The organism is Desulfovibrio sp. 7SRBS1 (genome assembly GCF_049723905.1).
In the GTDB taxonomy this organism is placed as follows: Bacteria; Desulfobacterota; Desulfovibrionia; order Desulfovibrionales; family Desulfovibrionaceae.
Window position 1 is genome coordinate 2,879,143 of record NZ_JBJKFD010000001.1, and the last position, 16,620, is coordinate 2,895,762.

The following is a 16,620-nucleotide window of genomic DNA, read 5'->3' on the forward strand; positions in this document are numbered from 1 at the left end:
CAAAATGGAGGAAGAGCAAGGCGTGAACCTCTTCCAGGTTCCGAAGTGTATTCTTTATATACACGAGGGTTCTGGAAGGGGGGAAACAACGCCGCTATCGCGCCTTTTCCCTACTCAAAGCAGGCGGCTCAAAATGGGGGGAGAGCAAGGCGTGAGCCTCTTCCAGGTTTCGAAGTGTATTCTTATATATACACGAGGGTTCTGGAAGAGGTGAAACAACGCCGCTATCGCCCCATTTTCAGCCGCCTGCCCCCCTAAAGAATGTGAATTGAAGCAAGATTCGCATTCTGCCAGTCCGGCTCAAAGGTGAAATCCCCCAGCCTGACCACGGGCTTCACGCCGGTGAGCGAGTTGACGCGGTACATGTGGCGGAAGGAGTCCAGACTGCGCAGAGGAATGGTTTCCTCGCGCACCGGAAGCACCTGCATTGCCCGGCTTAGAGATATGGCCTGGAGCGATGGGCCGTGAGGCGGGCTGTAAAAGGCACTGCCGTCGTAGAAGATGAGTGAGGCATCCGGCGTTTCCAGAATGTTGCCGAGCGGGTCGAGCAGCACGGACTCGTCGCACCCCTGGCGCACGGCATATTGGTCTGCCAGGACAAAATGCAGATGGCTGAGCGAACGATGCTGGCTTAGATAACTGACATGAACCCTGGGATAGACGGCCAGGGCGTATTCCTTTTTCGGCTGCGGCTCGTAGGCTTCCACAACCAGCAGCGGCTCGATCTTCTGGTTGAAATCCATCACCGGGTAGACCACGTCGATGCGGGCCTGCCCTTTTTCCAGATGGTTTTTGGCCAACAGGGCCATGGCCTTGTCCTCGACCGGAATTTTACGATAGTCCAGGCTGAAGGTATCCATGGAGGCGTACAGTCGGTCCATGTGAGGGTCCAGACTGCTGATGCTGCGCCCATTGTAGAGCATGGTTTCGAAAAAACCCGCCCCCTGTCGCAGACATGGCGCTTTGATTCCCAGCTGCATGGGTTGCAACCTGTCTTCTCTGAATTCGTTCTTGAAGAAGTAGATCATGCGCAACCTCCCGGCATACCACCATGAGTTGGCGGACAGCATATGCAGTCCGCGGGATCAAAAATACCTCTATCAGCTCTCTGCCACGGGTCTCCAAAAAATCTTTTCCGCCATTTTGGGGCCTATCATTGCCGTCACCCGCACCAGCAGCGCCACAGCCAGCAGTGCAAAGACAAGCCGCCCCCAGAACAGGCCGGAAAATGCTCCGCCAATAAGCATAAGCAGAAACGTGTCTTCAAAAAGCGAGTGGCACAGCCCCATAAGTGAAAGGCTGAAAAAGACGTCGCTTTCAGAAACATTGCCGGACCGCGCCTCGTGGATGATAAGCCCGCCGCCGTACGAGAGCCCCATGGTAAGCCCGATGATGGTAATGGACGTCGCCTTGGGGCCAATTCCAATGAACTTAAGCAGCGGACTGAGCATTCTGTTCATAAAATCAATGAGATGGATTGCGTCCAGCAAACGCATAAAAGACACCAGCCCGTTAATGACCAGGAATATCCACACGAGGTTTTTCAGCTCGCCCAAAGCCCACATTACAATGGAGGGATCGGTGGTGGAAGAAGGTGACCAGAGCATTGCCGCAGGTCCCTGGTGGGTTCCCGTGAGTGTATAAATGCGCTCCAGGCAAAAACCGAGGACCAACCCGCCGATAACGCGCAGAAAAACCTGGAACCACATGCGCGGGCCGGATTCCCCCACGATCTTGATTTCAATGGGCAGGGCATGGGCCACCAGAAGTATGACTCCCAGCACCGTGGCCTGGGCAACGGTGAGCGGATGATCCCCCACCAGAGAGGCCAGTACGATGATGCCGCTGTAAATGTTGCTCACCAGGGCCGTAGCCCATACCAGTCCCATTTCCTTGGGCAGCCCCACCAAGGTCATAAGAGGAGCCAGAGGCAGGGAAAGATATTCTACAACCCCAAGTTCCTTTATTATTTTCACGATCACGATGATGGGGACCATGATTTTGAACAGGGTAAACGAGATGGAGGCGGATTCTTTGGGGATAGCCCATAACGTGGCGAGCAGCTTGTTCATTGAAGAAATTTGTCCAGCATAAGGTTAATGTCGTCAATTCGCTTCAGGCCCGTTACCCATTGCGAATCATAGGCATTTTCCCCGGCATGGGCACCCAGCAGCATACCGACGGCCATGTTTCTGGCTGCGCCGTCGCCTCCGGCCATGATGCTTTGCACAATGGCCTCGGCCGGCTGTTTCCGGTATTTGGCTACCAAATGGATCACCCCGGGGAAACCGCCATCAAGATGGCAGCTTTGTCCGAAACCGGCAATAGCCAAAACACTGTCCTGGCTCACAGACTCCAACCCCTTCCGGGTCCATTCGGCAAAAGGCACGCTCCAGGACTGCCCGGCCACTTCGTGCAAGGCGTCCACAGGGTCCGCGCCCCCGAGAATACGCACTGTTGTCCGCACCAGAAATTCCGCGGCTTCGGGCACTCCCCTGCCCTTGTGCATCATGGCCGTCTGCTGTCATGCGAACTCAGCCAGCGTCTCCTCGCCCTTCTCCCGCCCAAACTGCCCGAACAGACCGGGCAGCAGTACCAAAAGCGGCGCAAGCCGCGATGCCCCGGCCAGATCGGTAGACAGAGAGCCAGAATCCTCCGGCCCCCATCCGGACGCCAGATTCACCAGCGTGCCCCTGGTGGCGTTGTCCATATATCCGTTGTAGCTTGCGAAAAGGCGTTTCCAGCGCTTGCAGAAATCTTCGAGGTTGAAGCCGCCGCTCTCGGCAAGAGATTCAAAAAGCGTCACGGACTGGTCACCGTAATGTGTGAACTCTCCGGCCTTTTTCGGGTAATGGTAACCGCCTTGCGGCGCATCCAGCAGCTTATCGACCCTGTTGAACCGCTGCACCAGCTCCGAGGTGTCGTAAATCCAATGGGGCGCCATGGCCAGGGCGTCACCGGCAAACGAAGCAAGAACCGCATGGCGAATTTTCGTATCCATAAAGGACCTCCGGCCACAACCATGGCCTGTGGACTGTTTATAATGGTTTATGAATACATCCTACAAGGAAAAGACCTTTTTCGGCAATGGGAGACACTATACTTTGCATATTTTACATACAAACCCGCCAGCTTTGGTTTGGAAAACCAAGGTCGGCCATACTCTGAAAGGCGTATGGGGTTCCTGTGCCCGCAACATCCCCACAGGCCTTATGGATGACGTTCCAGGTGACCACCAGAGCAAAGCACCAGAGAGATTCATCTGAAACACTCTCGTGTTGTCACAAATATTAAAAACAATTAAGAGTACACGGGTCCTAGCAGGCGGGCAGCCAGTTTCTGACCGGATACTATCGCATTACAGGAAGGCTTTATGGATTTTTCCAGTCTGATGGATCGGGTAACAAGCGCGTATCATGCCGTATCCAACGACGTCATGAGCACGCATATAAGCACCAAAGATCTTATGATCTTTTCGGCGTGGTTTGTCGGGCTGGTCGTCTTTCTCGTTTTTCTTTATGTCAACAGACATCGCATCCGCTACAATATTGTCCTCTTTTTCAAAAGCCTTACAGAAGGCGGCATGCGCCGCAATATTCTCTTGCTTCTCATAAAAAAGAAATATCAAGTGGATTTATATCTGGAAGATGGAGACCAGAAATACATCTTGTGCAAAACAAAAATAGTCGGCTTGTCCGGCAATACGCTCAAGATGAAGGTCTTGCGCAACATTGCACTCCATTCCAGGCACAAGGGGCAAAAAATACTCTGCTTCCACAGGCCCGTCATATTTCTCTACTGGATATTCAACAGCTTTTACACATACCCCACACAAATAGATCTGCATTCCAACCCTTCCAAAATGCGTCTGGCCCTGAAGATGCCGCTCAAAGTGGATACGGAAACACGTCGCGTCCATGCCCGCGTGCGCATTAAAAACCAGGATCTGATCCGGGTGCGCGCCTGGGTGCGCTGGTCCGACATGGGCGCGGGCAACAATTTCAGATTCATGCAGCCCCACTTTCAGATAGGCATCCAGGGCAAGGGCAAAACGCGCTCTTCCGGCCGGGTGGACAACATCTCCGTGGGGGGCATTCGGGTTGCCACCCATGTGGACAGCATGGAAAGACGCCCCGGGGAAAACGACGACGTCTGCCTGGAGGTCTACATCTTCGACCGCATCAACCGCATGTACAAGCCCTTTCTGATGCGCAGCCGGGTACGCAGCCTGAGTCTGGACAAGAGAGGGGTTCTGCATATGGGATTTCAGTTCGTCGCCCTGGGCTCTACGGACTCGGTCAACCGCATGTTGAAATGGGAACCCTTTGAAATGCTGGACGGATGCGAGGCTATCGGCGAAGCGCTGGCACACATGGCCCCGCCCGCACCCACCAGAAAAAAACGATAACCGCCCCAAGGGCGTAGACGCACAGGGCGGATCAATAAAAAACACCCGGATGGCAATGCAAATCCGGGTGTTTTTTATTGTTCCGAAATCTGTTTCGGCGCGAAAAGCACTCAGGAAGTCTCTGGAGCCGTCAGTTCGGAAACAGCCTGCAGCAACTGGCTTTTGGCAAAAGGCTTGGACAGAATGCAGTCTGCGCCCAACGCTTTGGCATAGCTGAGATATTCTTTTCCCGCCGCCATTTTTCCGCCTCCGGAAATGGCCATGATGCAGGCATTTTTATTCTGTTCCCGCAATTCCAGAATGGTTTCTATGCCGTCCTTGCGGGGCATGAAAATATCAACGATGACCAGATCAAAATGTTCCATGCTGAAAACGTCGATCCCCTCCCGCCCGTCGTGGGCAATGGTGACATCATGCCCTACCTTTTCCAGGTAATGACGCACCAACTCGCAGATGGAGGGATCATCATCTATAACGAGAATCTTGCTCATGTACCCCAGCCTGCCTCTCTTGTGTTACCTGGATGTCTGTGAAAACGGGCCAATGTTGAATATTAGGGGCGATTCGGGCTCTTGGCAAGCAGAGCATCCACTTCCGGTGGATTCCTGTATCAAATATAATCGAAAATATTCTGTCTATTATTTTTACCCTTGCCGTGCCCGGTTTCTCTCTGCTTTCGTGGATCCGATCCATGCAATCGGGACGTCCATCGCGTCGCCTTTATTGATTTCCTCCCCACAAAACGGCATATTGTACTGTAACCAGCTGGCAGACCATGCTCCCCCTGTAACGTGCGGTGCGTCCTGTCGTATTTATTTTCCAACGCAACGACACTCCACCAGACCGCCCCGGCACACCAAAACCGGTTCCATCTCATGCTCCCGCACGCAACCATCCATGTTGCCTCCCGATTTTAGTTGCCAACCATAAAAAGGTATGGTCTTGAGAATATTGAGGTGTCCCAGCTGTCCAGCCTCTTTTTTCCCGCGCCACATGGGGCTTTGCCGGGGGATGGCCAGAAAATAGCACTTTTTGCTTTCCAAAGGGACGGTTTTTCGATTATGAACAACCTGAAAACAAAATCGAACTTTTTTTTTCGATTGTGAACACAAAAATATAATTCTGTCTTTCCCATTCGGGCTTCCTCCCCCCGGATAGCGTGGATGGCGGGCCCGGAAGGTGGCGGAAACCATATTTTCCACAACAAATTAACCTGCAGGGCTTTACAATATACCCAAGTCTTGCAGTATACTCGTAACTTGATTGGCGAAAAAGTCTGTAACATATGACGGCACGATCCATTATTCCTTCTGCCGCCCATGTGTAGGAAGAGAACCAGAAATTTCGATCGAGGACCCTTTTCAGGGAACCTTTCGCCGGCCCTTGCCGGCATCAACACAGAACAAGGCAGGTTTATGTCATGAGCAATCAAAGACTCTACAAAACCATTTATCACCTGGCAAAAGTGATCAACTCCAGCCTGGAACCCGGTACGGTTCTCAACGGCATTGTTGAACAGGTTAGCCAGGCAATGGAAGCCAAGGGCTGCTTTATCCGTCTGCTGGACAACACCGGGCAGAATCTGCAGGCCAGTGCCTACTACGGCCTGAGCGAACGCTACGCCCAGAAAGGCCCTGTTCAGGTAGCCAACAGCCGCCTGGACCAGGAAGTTCTCAAGGGTGAAACCGTCACCATTTCCGACGTAACCAAGGACTCCCGCTTCCAGTATCCTTCCGAGGCTGCAGAAGAAGGTCTTGTTTCCCTGGTTGTTGTCCCCCTTACCTCGGGCAGCGACAAGGTGGTCGGCGTACTGCGCGTCTACTCCGCCTCTCCCCGCGAATTTTCCAACGAGGAAGTCGACTTCCTCAACTGCATTGCCAACCTGTCGGGCATGGCACTTGAAAATGCCCGCATGTTTCAGGCGCTCAAGCGCGCCAGCGACCTGGCCAAAGAGTTCCATTACAGAACTTTCGAGGACTAGGCCGTCCCCGGCGTTTATTGTTTCCGTGCGCCCGTCGCACGTTGCGCCAGTCTTTAAAATTAGGGACGCTGCCGCGTCCGGAGGATTACAATGAGCAAGACACGCGTAGGCATCAACGGTTTCGGCCGCATTGGCCGCCAGGTGCTGAAAACCATATGGCAGTACCATCGCGATACTATTGAAGTCGTAGCCATCAATGACCTCTTCGACATAGAAACAAACGCACATCTGCTGCGCCGTGACACCAACTACGGCACCTTTGCCCCGGAAATCCGCGTGGAAGGCGATACCTTCCATGTGGGCGACGACTTCACCGTCAAAAACTTTGCAGAACGCGATCCCAGCATGATTCCCTGGGGAAGCCTGGATGTGGACGTTGTTGTTGAATCCACCGGTATTTTCCGTACCGGTCCCAAGGCCGCCCTGCACATGGAAGCAGGCGCCAAGCGCGTCATCATTTCCGCACCGGCCAAGGAAGAAGACATCACGGTCGTCATGGGTGTAAACCACACGGATTACGACCCGGAAAAGCACTTCATCCTGTCCAACGCCTCCTGCACCACCAACTGCCTGGCCCCTGTGGTCAAGGTGCTGCACGAAGCCTACGGCATCAGCAAAGGCGTGATGACCACGATCCACTCCTACACCAACGACCAGCGCATCCTGGACCTCCCCCACAAGGACCTGCGCCGGGCACGCGCCGCCGCCTGCAACATGATTCCCACCTCCACGGGTGCCGCCAAGGCCGTTGCCCTGGTCATCCCCGAGATGAAGGGCCGTTTTGAAGGCTACTCCGTGCGCGTTCCCACACCCACGGTCTCTCTGGTCGACTTTGTGGCCGTTCTGGAAAAGGACACCACCACGGAAGACCTCAAGGCCCGCCTGAAGGCCGCGGCCGAAGGCGAACTCAAGGGCATCATGGGCTATTCCGAAATACCGCTGGTTTCGTCCGACTTTATCGGCGATCCCCGCTCCAGCATCGTGGAAGCCGACTTCACGGTTGTGCAGTCCGGCAACCTTGCCAAGGTCTACTCCTGGTACGACAACGAATGGGGTTACTCCACCCGCGTGGGCGATCTCATCCAGTACATGGCGGAACTGGGCATTTAACAAATACCCATCACGCCAGCTTGGCGACCGGACAGCCGGAAGCCTCTAAGCCAAATAAAAAAGACCGGATGGAGAACACTCTCCGCCCGGTCTTTTTTATTTTGAAAAGAATCGGCCAATATCAGTCGTCGCCCGAGTCGCCGGAGTCTCCCGAATCATCCCCCAGCCCGTCCCTTTGGGATTCCCTGTCATCACCATGCATGGTGTCGCCATACATGTAGGGCGAGTGCATATAGCCGGGCATTGCGCTGTGTTGCCTCGCCCCCCTGCCCACACGAAAGCCCACCCGCCACAGCCATACCAGGCCGACAATGACGAGTACCCCGCCGCCGATCAGTCCGCCTTCCAGGTTGTTGTCTTTCATGCCCATCATGGCGACCAGCCCGCCGAAAAGAATGACCGGCACCCCAATGACCACGCCGAAGAACCTGCGCAGCAATGATGTTTTGGGTCGCGGCCTATGTAATGTTTCGCTCTCCCTGGCAACGCTGGCGGGAGGGAGTGACGTTTCGCCCCGCAGCAGGGAGCAGGCATCGTCATACCCGATAACCCGCCCGGCTTCCGGGCAAAAGAAATTGCGCCCGGCAGGCGTAAAATGCAGCAGGTCTCTGCCCACGGAAACAATGATGGTTGGCGGGCAAAAGCCCTGGAGTATCTGTTCGGGAAATTCCACATCCACAACGTGCTTGAGCGCGTTTTCCACGTCACTCTGGCTCATCTCTCCCCGATTCACGATTTCACATTCCCCGGTGGCGTGTCTCCAGTCCAGACTCAGGCCCTTGGTTTCAACAGAGTGGAAATACTGCATGGCCATCCCCCTGATTCGCTAAGGAATACAAAACGACCGTGGTGCCGACGTCTTCGAGTGGCATCCAGAGTACGTCTTTTTATGGAAAATGGACAGAAGAGAAAGTTTTCAGGGAACTTTCAGGAGACTTTTCAGGAGACTTTTCAGGAAACTGGGAACTCTTCTTCCATGGAAGCTTCGTTCTCCATGAAATTCCTGAATTGTTCCACTGCGGCTTCGGCCTTGCCCGGCCTGTCAAAGTGGGCAATGTGCAGCAGGGCGTCGCCCTTGTAGATGGAGGGAAGGGTCTGTCTGCCGATGATCACGCCGTGGGCCTCTGCCAGCACCGGCGTTTCTTCCAGGGAAAAAGGATCGCAGACCTGCCCCAGCAGCTGATCCGGTCGCACCCGCTCGCCCAGCTTTACCGCGCAATTGAACAACCCGCTGGCCGGAGCGCGGCACCAGGAGGATTCGTGCGAAACATAAAGCTCCTCGTCCCGCTTTTTACGACGCGAGACGGTAATCATGCCCAGATATTCCATAACCGCCACCACGCCCCGCAGCCCGGCATTGATGACCATGCGATCAAAACGCAGGGCCTCGCCGCCTTCGTAGAGCAGCACGCTCAGCCCCCGCTCCGTGGCCGCCTTGCGCAGGGAACCGTCCACCCCAGGAGAATCGATGGCCACCGGAGCACGAAAGGCCCGGGCCATGCCCAGGCAGACCTCGTCTTCCATGGCCCCGCGCACATGGGGCAGGTTGGCGCGGTGGTTCGAGCCGCAGTGCAGGTCCACGCCGTGGGTGCACTGGCTGACCACCTGCTCCATAAAGACGTTGGCCAGCCGCGAGGCCAGGGACCCCTTTTCCGAGCCGGGAAAGACGCGGTTGAGGTCACGCCTGTCCGGCAGGTAGCGGGAGTTGGTCATAAACCCGTAGATGTTCACCACGGGTACGGCAAACAGGGTGCCGCGCAAATTGCGCAGCCGCTTGAGACGGACAAGCCGACGCACGATTTCCACGCCGGCGATTTCGTCACCGTGCACGGCACCGGAGACGAACAGCTTCGGCCCCGGTTTTTTGCCATGAAAGACATGAACCGGCATGGCTGCGCCGCTCGGAACAAAAAGCTCCGGCACAGGCAGCATGACCGTGGTCCTGCTGCCCGCCGGAATTTCAGCATCGGCGAGACGTATGGGGGGCTGCCCCGCCTGACGGGCCATCTCAGCCCTTGCCCTTGGTCCGGGTGCTTTTGGACCGGGCCTGTTTTTCCATGAACATGATGATGCGCTCGGCCAGGTTCTTGCCCGTGGCCTTTTCAATGCCTTCCAACCCGGGCGAGGAGTTGACCTCCATGACCACCGGGCCGTGGTTTGTCCGCAAAAGGTCCACGCCGCAGACGTTCAGCCCCATGATTTTGGCTGCGCGGGTTGCGGTGGAGCGTTCTTCCGGCGTGATCTTGGCGACTCTGGCCGATCCGCCCCGGTGCAGATTGGAACGGAACTCCCCTTCCTCTGCCCTGCGCTCCATGGCGGCCATCACTTTGCCGTCAATGACAAAGCAGCGGATATCGCGGCCTTTGGCTTCCTTGATGTACTCCTGGACCAGGATGTTGGCCTTCAGCCCCTGGAACGCCTCGATAACGCTCTGGGCCGCCTGACGGTTTTCCGCCAGGACCACGCCTATCCCCTGTGTGCCCTGCACCAGTTTGACGACCAGGGGCGCGCCCCCGACCATCTCGATGAGGTCCTCTGTAAATTTCGTGGAGTTGGCAAAACCCGTAACAGGCAGGCCAATGCCTTTGCGCGCCAACAACTGCAGACTGCGCAGCTTGTCTCTGGAGCGTGTAATGGCCACCGACTCGTTGAGGCTGTAGGTCCCCATCATCTCGAACTGACGCACGACCGCAGTGCCGAAAAACGTTATGGACGGCCCGATGCGGGGAATGATTGCATCCACATCGTCGAGTTTTTCGCCTTTGTAGTGGATGGTCGGGTTGTGCGAGGTGATGTTCATATAGCAGCGCAGGGGGTTGATGACCAACACCTCGTGTCCCCTTGCTTTGGCTGCCTCGAAAAGGGCTGTAGTGGAATACAGCGACTTTTTCCGCGAAAGAATGGCTATTTTCATTTTTCCTCTTCAACAGAATACAGTGGCAAGGCAGCGACCCGTCCCGCCTGATAGGACAGCTGGGGATCGACAATGAGGTTGCCGTTCATGGAGCTGCGTCCGATAAGCATGCGGAACTTCATCTGGTCGCGGTTTGCCAGGGTCAATTCAATGGGCCAGGTACGCCCTCCCATACTCATTCTTGTGGAGATGACATAGCGCTTATGGCTTACTCCACCGGAATTCTTCACCCTGCGGCTTTCCAAAAGCCGCGCTTCGCAGAGCACGGAAATATCGTCGCGCCCCTGCAGCGGATGGATGGCAAAACGCACAAACCGCTGCCCATTTTTTTCAAAAGGGTCAATATCAAATGCGTGTATTGCCGAAGTTCTGGCGCCGGTATCTATTTTCACCTTCACAGCGGGGATGTTCAGATCGGGCAAAGACGCCCACTCGCGCCATCCGATCAACATTTTGGGCAAGGTACGTACTGCCATTGCGTTTCCTTGGTATGAAAGAGAGGCTGCAAAGCCTATTGCTTGGCCCAAGGTTCGCCGATGGCGCATTCCTCACCGCCCAGATCCACATCGATAATCTTGCGCGGACGCATGCCTATGTGGTTCTGGTATCCGGCCCGGCGCACCCTGATGCGCCCGACCTTCTGATGCAGATGTTCCAGAGCGCTGCGGATTTCGTCCTGCGCGTGGTTGGTAAGAGCCAGCCCGGTCTTGCCGATGTCGTCCACGAAGACGCGGCGCGGTTCCTGGTCGTCCACTCCAATGTCTACAAGCGAGGCAAAATATTTTTCCAGCGGAGCCAGGACGTTCTCGATAAGATCGGCCAAGTCTTCCACGTAATAATCTTTGTCCATTTTTTTCCTCCAATGACGTTACTTGCGGATTATGTCTCCCACAAACAGGTCTGGCAAGTATTTACCTCTTCCGTGCCGTTCTCGCGGCAGATTTACTGCCGGTTCGGGGCCTTCCGCCCAGCCGTTGCGCCCTCTGTAACAACCGATTGATTCAGATTCGTTGCCCTGATAGTCGTAGCCGAAAAGAAATACGAACAGGCGTTCCAAATACAGCGACCTATACAAAGGAGTTGCACGATGAATGAATGCCGCCTTGAACACGATTGCATCGGAGAACGGGAAGTACCCGATGTTCACTACTATGGTGTACAGACACTGCGCGCGGTAGAGAACTATCCCATAAGCCGTATCTCCATCAGCCATTATCCGCGACTCATCGACTCACTCGCCTATATAAAAATGGCCGCAGCATACGCCAACAACAAGCTCGGCCTGCTCGACGACAACAAGGCCCGGCATATTTCCCTGGCCTGCGAAGATATTCTGGAAGGCAAGCTCTACGACCAGTTTGTTGTGGACGTCATCCAGGGCGGCGCAGGCACCTCCACCAATATGAATGCCAACGAGGTGATTGCCAACCGAGGTCTGGAAATCATGGGCCACAAGCGCGGCCAGTATGAATTTCTGCACCCCAACAGCGACGTGAACATGTCGCAGTCCACCAACGACGTGTACCCCACGGCCGTACGCATCACGCTCATCACAAAAATCCGTCTGCTCATCGAGGCCATGGGCACGCTCAAGGCCTCTTTTGAACGCAAGGCCGAGGAATTCGCCCCTATCATCAAGATGGGGCGTACCCAGCTGCAGGACGCCGTGCCCATGAGCCTGGGCCAGGAATTTGCAGCCTACGCCGTGATGATAGGCGAAGACATGCAGCGGCTGGACGAGGCCAAGGACCTGGTGCGCGAGATCAACATGGGGGCAACGGCCATCGGCACCGGCCTGAATGCCCACCCGGACTACGCCGATGTTGTGACGAAAAAACTGTCCGACCTCATCGGCATAGAGCTGATAAAGGCCCACGACTTGGTGGAAGCAACGCAGGACACGGGCGCGTACGTGCAGCTTTCCGGCGTGCTCAAGCGCGTGGCGGTAAAGGCCTCCAAAATATGCAACGACCTGCGCCTCATGTCGTCCGGTCCGCGCTGCGGCCTCAACGAAATCAACCTTCCGCCCAGGGCTCCCGGCTCGTCCATCATGCCGGGCAAGGTCAACCCGGTTATTCCCGAAGTCGTCAACCAGACCTGCTTTTACGTGGTGGGCGCGGACATGACCGTAACCATGGCCTGCGAAGCCGGACAGCTGGAACTGAACGTGATGGAGCCAGTTATTGCGCACAGTCTGTTCAGCTCGCTCATGTACCTGCACAATGCCTTCCTTACCCTGGCGCACAGCTGCGTGGACGGCATTACCGCCAACGAGGAAGTCTGCCGGGGCTACGTGCGCAACAGCATAGGGCTGGTTACGGCGCTGAACCCCTACATTGGCTATGAAAAGTCCACGGAAGTGGCGCACGAGGCCATGCGGACGAACGCGTCGGTATACGACATTGTTTTGGAAAAGGGATATTTAACCAAAGACGATCTGGACGATATCCTCTCGCCGGAGAACATGCTTAGGCCCCGGTATTTTCACGAAAAAAAATAGCGGCACAGCGCGCGGAAGAAAAAGAGGGAGCCCAAAGGCTCGTGAGGATTCCCCCCTCCCCCAAACAACTTTCCGCCCGCAGTAGGCCAATATGCCCACGGAACGCAAAAATGCCCGCGGAGCGCAATTATGCCCGCGGAGCGCAAATAAGCCCGAACGACAGCCGTTGTCCGGGCTTTTTTACTTTATGCAGCAGTCCACGCGATACGAAACATGGGTGGGCATAGCCCGCCACAGGCTGCTGACAAAGGCACGATCTGGAATTCTGAAAATTCTGGAAATTTCCGAAGCAGCGTAAGCGCCCTTGAAAACCCGGTTTCCAAGGGGCGGTCTTCACACTAGATAATGTCCAGCACGGAACCCGGCTCGTTGTTGTTGCGGGTAAAGCGCACACGGGCGGTGCTCAGCTCGCGCTCCACATCCACGCCCCACCTGTCCGAGGTCGCCAGGGCATTGATGATCTGGGGCAGTTTGTTTTCCTGCACCAGAAATTCCACCACATCCACGTCCGCCTGTCGCAAAAGCTCTTCCATCTCGGGAATCATGCCGCACGACTTTTCCCGGTAATCATACACACGCGGCTTGGTCATTCTCAGCTCCTTTTGCTCTTTTTTTCAGTTTCCGGCCTTACAACGTCGTTCCCTTCCGGGCAAGAATGTTTTTTCTCCTTTTTTTCAAAACTAGTCGATTTTGCAGTTTTGATGTCTTTCCAATGATCATATCGATTACATTTTCACTCTTATTCTTTTCGAATTAAATTTAAGATTAACATCGGAATCGTAATTCATTTAGAATACGTTATTCTCAAGCAATGCCCTTCAGTACCGTCAAAAGAAAATCAAAAAAGCAAATTTTTTTTCTTAACACAGTAGTTCGACTTACTTTTTATATATTTTATTCGTCTCTTTTTAATTTTTTTTTATAATCATTATAAACGTTATTTTGATTTAATTTTATACCAGAAAAAGATTACTTCACCTTGGTACAGGTTACCAAAACATATGGTTCCTTGGTTTTAAATAGAGCCTTTTTATCCTTAGATTTCATACAAAGAGAAATCTTCCACACAAACCTGCCCAGAATGGAGGAAGGAAGGCCAGGGAGGACACGCCTTTTTTGATTTATCGTTGACAGAAAAACTACGATATGTAATTCATTAAACCCATCTGGAGGATGACAATGAGTCGAAAAGTAAAATCCGTTCGCGTCCCCGAAGAGTTCTCATTTCTCGATCTCTCCGGCATGATCCGCGAATGTGAACGATATATGCGCGATCTCGAGTCCGCTACGATGCTCAGAGGCCAAGGCAACAAAGAAGCTGCCGAGGCACTCATAAAAACGCGTCAGATGGACCTGGGAAGAAAGATAGGAAAGAAAGTTTGGGAAGCGAAAATCCGCTTCAATGATTCTCAGAAGTAAGCCCCTTTCATAAGGGCATTCGATCGATTGCCAAGTCGATCAGCAGGCAGCCGGAAAGGTGACTCGGCACTTTGGTGCGCAGGACGGGACATAGGACCTGGACCGTTGGGCACTCCTCATGCACAACGCCCGGACTCCCCCGCCCCCACCACCAAAACAGACCATGTAATCCAACCGCTTGCCTGAGGCGCCTTGTCCGGCGCCCTCCGTCAGAAGCCCGATCATCCAAACAGGATGGTCGGGCTTTTTTACTTTTGGGAAGAGGGAAAAAGAGGAAAGAAGAATTCAGATGGGGAGTCACAATCTCCAGCAATTTGAAGCAAAACCAGAATCCTGGCTTTGCCTCAAACAAAGGAAAAGAATCCCCCTGGCCGGGGCATGAAGATTTTTCCTGATTAATCAGAATATTGCGGAGCAACTCGCCCGTTCCAAGCGTTTTGCCCCGCCCTGCAAGCTCTCCTTCAAAAATGCCGCAAAAACAGGCTACACATCTCGCTGAAAGATTCTCTTTCCAAAACAGGACCTTGCGTTCCAAGCCTCAGCTTTCGGAAATTCCATCCATAAACTCGAACAGCTCAATCTTTGGCTCACCGTCCACATACTGCTTGAACTTCTCGCTCAACGCCTGAAAGTGCGTCGATGCCAGATGCGAAACAAGCACGTCCTTGTCCCTATACTTTTCATAAAAGGCATAGTGCCCTTCCACATCAAGCGACTTGTGCAGCCGGTATTCCATCACCCCGTTTTCCTTGGCGGTTTCCGGGATGATCTCGCGCATTGCCTTTTCCAGCTCGCGCTCGCAACCTTTGCGCGCCTGAACCGTTGCCATGAGAATAATCATAGGCCACCTCCACAGTATGGGCTGTCTCGCCCAATTTCACCCAATTATTGTCGACTCTGCCTTTCGCAAAAAGCGTAGCAGATAAAACCGCCCTTTCCAGTGGATTATATTGCCCAAGTGGAGGGCTGGAATGGCTTTGGGAAAACCCCTCTATACAAATTTAGTTAGCTGCCGTATAGTATGGCAACTAACTAGAAAAGGAGCCTCGCATTGTTTTACCTGCTGGATCAACCCACAGATGAAGAATTTCAGGACCTTGCCGCACGGTACAAGGAAATGGACCCTTCTTCGGTAAAAGCTGCCGTTACCCTGCTGAAGACCGGGAGCGACCTTCTGACCGGCTTTGAAAAAATGCTCAAACGCTATGGGCTGTCCCAGGGACGATTTCTGATCCTTGTCGTGATGAACCGCCAACCGGAGAGTGCCACTACCCCCTCGATTCTGGCGCAAAAGATAGGAGTAACCAAAGCGACAATGACGGGCTTGCTGGACGGCCTGGAAAAAGATGGATTCATCCAACGGCACGAACATCCAAAGGACAGGAGAAAGCAGCAGATTCTTCTTACCGAGGAAGGAAAAGACATACTGAAATCCCTGCTTCCGGACTATTGGTCACGAATCGCAAAACTCATGAGTGCTTTGACGGAGGGGGAAGAAAAAGACCTGATCCATCTATTGAAAAAGGTAGACCGTGGCATCGAGGCATTAACCGAAAGTTGACTGAAGATGGCAAAAAGCCGTTCTTCTGCATTCTTTTCTACAACCGATAGGATGGAGGCCCACCATGCGGCAAAACGAACAGTGCAGCCCGGACATTTCCATAAGCGTCTTTCGCGCCCCACAGGAAACAGGGGTCATCGAACTAATCACCGCCATTCAGCAGAAAGAATTCTCCCTTTCCATCACGGCTGCCGATCAGCCGGACTTGATGAGCATTCCGGAATTCTATCAGGTGGGCTGTGGAAACTTTTGGACAGCCTCTTCCAATGGACAGGTCGTTGGAACCATCGCCCTGCTCGATATCGGCGAAAAACAGGCTGCATTACGAAAGATGTTTGTCCATCCGTCATTCCGGGGAAAGCACACCGGAACGGCCCAAAAACTGCTGAAGACCCTGCTTTCGTGGTCTGCACAAAACGAAATACATGACATTTTTTTGGGAACCACGCCGAAATTCCTTGCTGCACACAGGTTTTATGAAAAAAACAGCTTTGTGGAGATCCCACAAAGTGCTCTGCCGGACTCCTTCCCGATAATGAAAGTGGACACCAAATTCTACACGTATAACGTGGCAGCAGCTGAAACAGACGTTTAGCCATCTGTTTACCAAGTGGGGGACTGGAATGGCTTTTGGGGAAGGAAGAACTTATATAACAAAAAGAACGACGGTGGAAAGTGATCAAAATCACGCTAGCATAACAAAAGTACCGAAAAAGAAACCAACTTA

General features: G+C 53.9%; 17 protein-coding genes and 1 pseudogene. 7 read left to right on the plus strand and 11 right to left on the minus strand.

Translation table 11 applies throughout. The features are described from left to right. Positions 1 to 254 precede the first annotated feature (254 nt). The 3 genes and pseudogenes from ACI0FJ_RS13020 to ACI0FJ_RS13030 all read right to left on the minus strand — a co-directional run bounded on the left by ACI0FJ_RS13020 (position 255) and on the right by ACI0FJ_RS13030 (position 3,001). The gene (locus tag ACI0FJ_RS13020; RefSeq protein ID WP_424304222.1) at positions 255 to 1,028 is read right to left on the minus strand and encodes an aminotransferase class IV; all 774 of its coding nucleotides are present in this window, start codon (positions 1,026 to 1,028) and stop codon (positions 255 to 257) included. 72 nt (positions 1,029 to 1,100) lie between these two features. Further along, positions 1,101 to 2,072, minus strand: a complete 972-nt coding sequence (locus ACI0FJ_RS13025) for a hypothetical protein (RefSeq protein ID WP_424304224.1) — start codon at positions 2,070 to 2,072, stop codon at positions 1,101 to 1,103. Then, positions 2,069 to 3,001 (minus strand): annotated as a pseudogene (locus tag ACI0FJ_RS13030) (ADP-ribosylglycohydrolase family protein). The gene ACI0FJ_RS13025 and the pseudogene ACI0FJ_RS13030 overlap by 4 nt, the downstream one beginning before the upstream one ends. Positions 3,002 to 3,373: 372 nt before the next feature. Between ACI0FJ_RS13030 and ACI0FJ_RS13035 the strand changes: the two are divergent. After that, positions 3,374 to 4,408, plus strand: coding sequence for a hypothetical protein (locus tag ACI0FJ_RS13035; protein WP_424304226.1), 1,035 nt, complete (start codon positions 3,374 to 3,376; stop codon positions 4,406 to 4,408). A 110-nt stretch (positions 4,409 to 4,518) separates the two neighbouring features. On the opposite strand, the gene ACI0FJ_RS13040 is transcribed toward ACI0FJ_RS13035, so the two are convergent. Continuing rightward, on the minus strand, positions 4,519 to 4,899 hold the full coding sequence (locus ACI0FJ_RS13040; RefSeq protein WP_424304228.1) for a response regulator transcription factor: 381 nt from the start codon (positions 4,897 to 4,899) through the stop codon (positions 4,519 to 4,521). A gap of 929 nt (positions 4,900 to 5,828) precedes the next feature. Between ACI0FJ_RS13040 and ACI0FJ_RS13045 the strand changes: the two genes are divergently transcribed. Both ACI0FJ_RS13045 and gap read left to right on the plus strand, forming a co-directional pair. Continuing rightward, positions 5,829 to 6,389 (plus strand): GAF domain-containing protein, encoded by a 561-nt coding sequence (locus tag ACI0FJ_RS13045; RefSeq protein ID WP_424304230.1) that lies wholly within the window; start codon positions 5,829 to 5,831, stop codon positions 6,387 to 6,389. A 90-nt stretch (positions 6,390 to 6,479) separates the two neighbouring features. Continuing rightward, positions 6,480 to 7,499 (plus strand): type I glyceraldehyde-3-phosphate dehydrogenase, encoded by a 1,020-nt coding sequence (gap, locus tag ACI0FJ_RS13050; protein WP_424304232.1) that lies wholly within the window; start codon positions 6,480 to 6,482, stop codon positions 7,497 to 7,499. Between the two features lie 121 nt (positions 7,500 to 7,620). Here gap and ACI0FJ_RS13055 read toward each other — a convergent pair whose 3' ends face one another. From ACI0FJ_RS13055 to ACI0FJ_RS13075, 5 genes are all read right to left on the minus strand, one after another. Then, positions 7,621 to 8,307 carry a hypothetical protein gene (locus ACI0FJ_RS13055; protein WP_424304234.1) on the minus strand — a complete coding sequence of 229 codons (687 nt, stop codon included), beginning with the start codon at positions 8,305 to 8,307 and terminating at the stop codon, positions 7,621 to 7,623. A gap of 143 nt (positions 8,308 to 8,450) precedes the next feature. Continuing rightward, entirely contained in the window at positions 8,451 to 9,506 is a 1,056-nt protein-coding gene (locus tag ACI0FJ_RS13060) for a succinylglutamate desuccinylase/aspartoacylase family protein (protein ID WP_424304236.1), read from the minus strand. A 1-nt stretch (position 9,507) separates the two neighbouring features. Continuing rightward, entirely contained in the window at positions 9,508 to 10,413 is a 906-nt protein-coding gene (gene rimK / locus ACI0FJ_RS13065; RefSeq protein WP_424304238.1) for a 30S ribosomal protein S6--L-glutamate ligase, read from the minus strand. Further along, positions 10,410 to 10,889, minus strand: a complete 480-nt coding sequence (locus tag ACI0FJ_RS13070; RefSeq protein WP_424304240.1) for an ATP-dependent zinc protease — start codon at positions 10,887 to 10,889, stop codon at positions 10,410 to 10,412. Before ACI0FJ_RS13070 ends, rimK begins: the two co-directional genes overlap by 4 nt. A gap of 35 nt (positions 10,890 to 10,924) precedes the next feature. Further along, positions 10,925 to 11,263, minus strand: a complete 339-nt coding sequence (locus tag ACI0FJ_RS13075) for a hypothetical protein (protein WP_424304241.1) — start codon at positions 11,261 to 11,263, stop codon at positions 10,925 to 10,927. A 237-nt stretch (positions 11,264 to 11,500) separates the two neighbouring features. On the opposite strand from ACI0FJ_RS13075, the gene aspA reads away from it, so the two are divergent. Further along, on the plus strand, positions 11,501 to 12,913 hold the full coding sequence (gene aspA / locus ACI0FJ_RS13080) for an aspartate ammonia-lyase (protein WP_424304243.1): 1,413 nt from the start codon (positions 11,501 to 11,503) through the stop codon (positions 12,911 to 12,913). 338 nt (positions 12,914 to 13,251) lie between these two features. Here aspA and ACI0FJ_RS13085 read toward each other — a convergent pair whose 3' ends face one another. Continuing rightward, positions 13,252 to 13,503 carry a hypothetical protein gene (locus ACI0FJ_RS13085; protein ID WP_424304245.1) on the minus strand — a complete coding sequence of 84 codons (252 nt, stop codon included), beginning with the start codon at positions 13,501 to 13,503 and terminating at the stop codon, positions 13,252 to 13,254. Between the two features lie 589 nt (positions 13,504 to 14,092). On the opposite strand from ACI0FJ_RS13085, the gene ACI0FJ_RS13090 reads away from it, so the two are divergent. Continuing rightward, on the plus strand, positions 14,093 to 14,332 hold the full coding sequence (locus ACI0FJ_RS13090; RefSeq protein ID WP_424304247.1) for a hypothetical protein: 240 nt from the start codon (positions 14,093 to 14,095) through the stop codon (positions 14,330 to 14,332). Between the two features lie 538 nt (positions 14,333 to 14,870). On the opposite strand, the gene ACI0FJ_RS13095 is transcribed toward ACI0FJ_RS13090, so the two are convergent. Beyond that, positions 14,871 to 15,173, minus strand: coding sequence for a putative quinol monooxygenase (locus tag ACI0FJ_RS13095; RefSeq protein ID WP_424304249.1), 303 nt, complete (start codon positions 15,171 to 15,173; stop codon positions 14,871 to 14,873). Between the two features lie 210 nt (positions 15,174 to 15,383). On the opposite strand from ACI0FJ_RS13095, the gene ACI0FJ_RS13100 reads away from it, so the two are divergent. After that, entirely contained in the window at positions 15,384 to 15,893 is a 510-nt protein-coding gene (locus ACI0FJ_RS13100; RefSeq protein ID WP_424304251.1) for a MarR family winged helix-turn-helix transcriptional regulator, read from the plus strand. Positions 15,894 to 15,957: 64 nt separating this feature from the next. Continuing rightward, positions 15,958 to 16,488: a GNAT family N-acetyltransferase gene (locus tag ACI0FJ_RS13105; protein WP_424304253.1), complete on the plus strand. Its 531-nt coding sequence runs from the start codon at positions 15,958 to 15,960 to the stop codon at positions 16,486 to 16,488. The last annotated feature ends 132 nt before the right edge of the window (positions 16,489 to 16,620 follow it).

Bases quoted from the DNA above. Each gene is read 5' to 3' on its own strand.
- ACI0FJ_RS13020 (WP_424304222.1), bottom strand. From the start codon at position 1,028: ATGATCTACTTCTTCAAGAACGAATTCAGAGAAGACAGGTTGCAACCC.
- ACI0FJ_RS13025 (WP_424304224.1), bottom strand. From the start codon at position 2,072: ATGAACAAGCTGCTCGCCACGTTATGGGCTATCCCCAAAGAATCCGCC.
- ACI0FJ_RS13035 (WP_424304226.1), top strand. From the start codon at position 3,374: ATGGATTTTTCCAGTCTGATGGATCGGGTAACAAGCGCGTATCATGCC.
- ACI0FJ_RS13040 (WP_424304228.1), bottom strand. From the start codon at position 4,899: ATGAGCAAGATTCTCGTTATAGATGATGATCCCTCCATCTGCGAGTTG.
- ACI0FJ_RS13045 (WP_424304230.1), top strand. From the start codon at position 5,829: ATGAGCAATCAAAGACTCTACAAAACCATTTATCACCTGGCAAAAGTG.
- gap (WP_424304232.1), top strand. From the start codon at position 6,480: ATGAGCAAGACACGCGTAGGCATCAACGGTTTCGGCCGCATTGGCCGC.
- ACI0FJ_RS13055 (WP_424304234.1), bottom strand. From the start codon at position 8,307: ATGCAGTATTTCCACTCTGTTGAAACCAAGGGCCTGAGTCTGGACTGG.
- ACI0FJ_RS13060 (WP_424304236.1), bottom strand. From the start codon at position 9,506: ATGGCCCGTCAGGCGGGGCAGCCCCCCATACGTCTCGCCGATGCTGAA.
- rimK (WP_424304238.1), bottom strand. From the start codon at position 10,413: ATGAAAATAGCCATTCTTTCGCGGAAAAAGTCGCTGTATTCCACTACA.
- ACI0FJ_RS13070 (WP_424304240.1), bottom strand. From the start codon at position 10,889: ATGGCAGTACGTACCTTGCCCAAAATGTTGATCGGATGGCGCGAGTGG.
- ACI0FJ_RS13075 (WP_424304241.1), bottom strand. From the start codon at position 11,263: ATGGACAAAGATTATTACGTGGAAGACTTGGCCGATCTTATCGAGAAC.
- aspA (WP_424304243.1), top strand. From the start codon at position 11,501: ATGAATGAATGCCGCCTTGAACACGATTGCATCGGAGAACGGGAAGTA.
- ACI0FJ_RS13085 (WP_424304245.1), bottom strand. From the start codon at position 13,503: ATGACCAAGCCGCGTGTGTATGATTACCGGGAAAAGTCGTGCGGCATG.
- ACI0FJ_RS13090 (WP_424304247.1), top strand. From the start codon at position 14,093: ATGAGTCGAAAAGTAAAATCCGTTCGCGTCCCCGAAGAGTTCTCATTT.
- ACI0FJ_RS13095 (WP_424304249.1), bottom strand. From the start codon at position 15,173: ATGATTATTCTCATGGCAACGGTTCAGGCGCGCAAAGGTTGCGAGCGC.
- ACI0FJ_RS13105 (WP_424304253.1), top strand. From the start codon at position 15,958: ATGCGGCAAAACGAACAGTGCAGCCCGGACATTTCCATAAGCGTCTTT.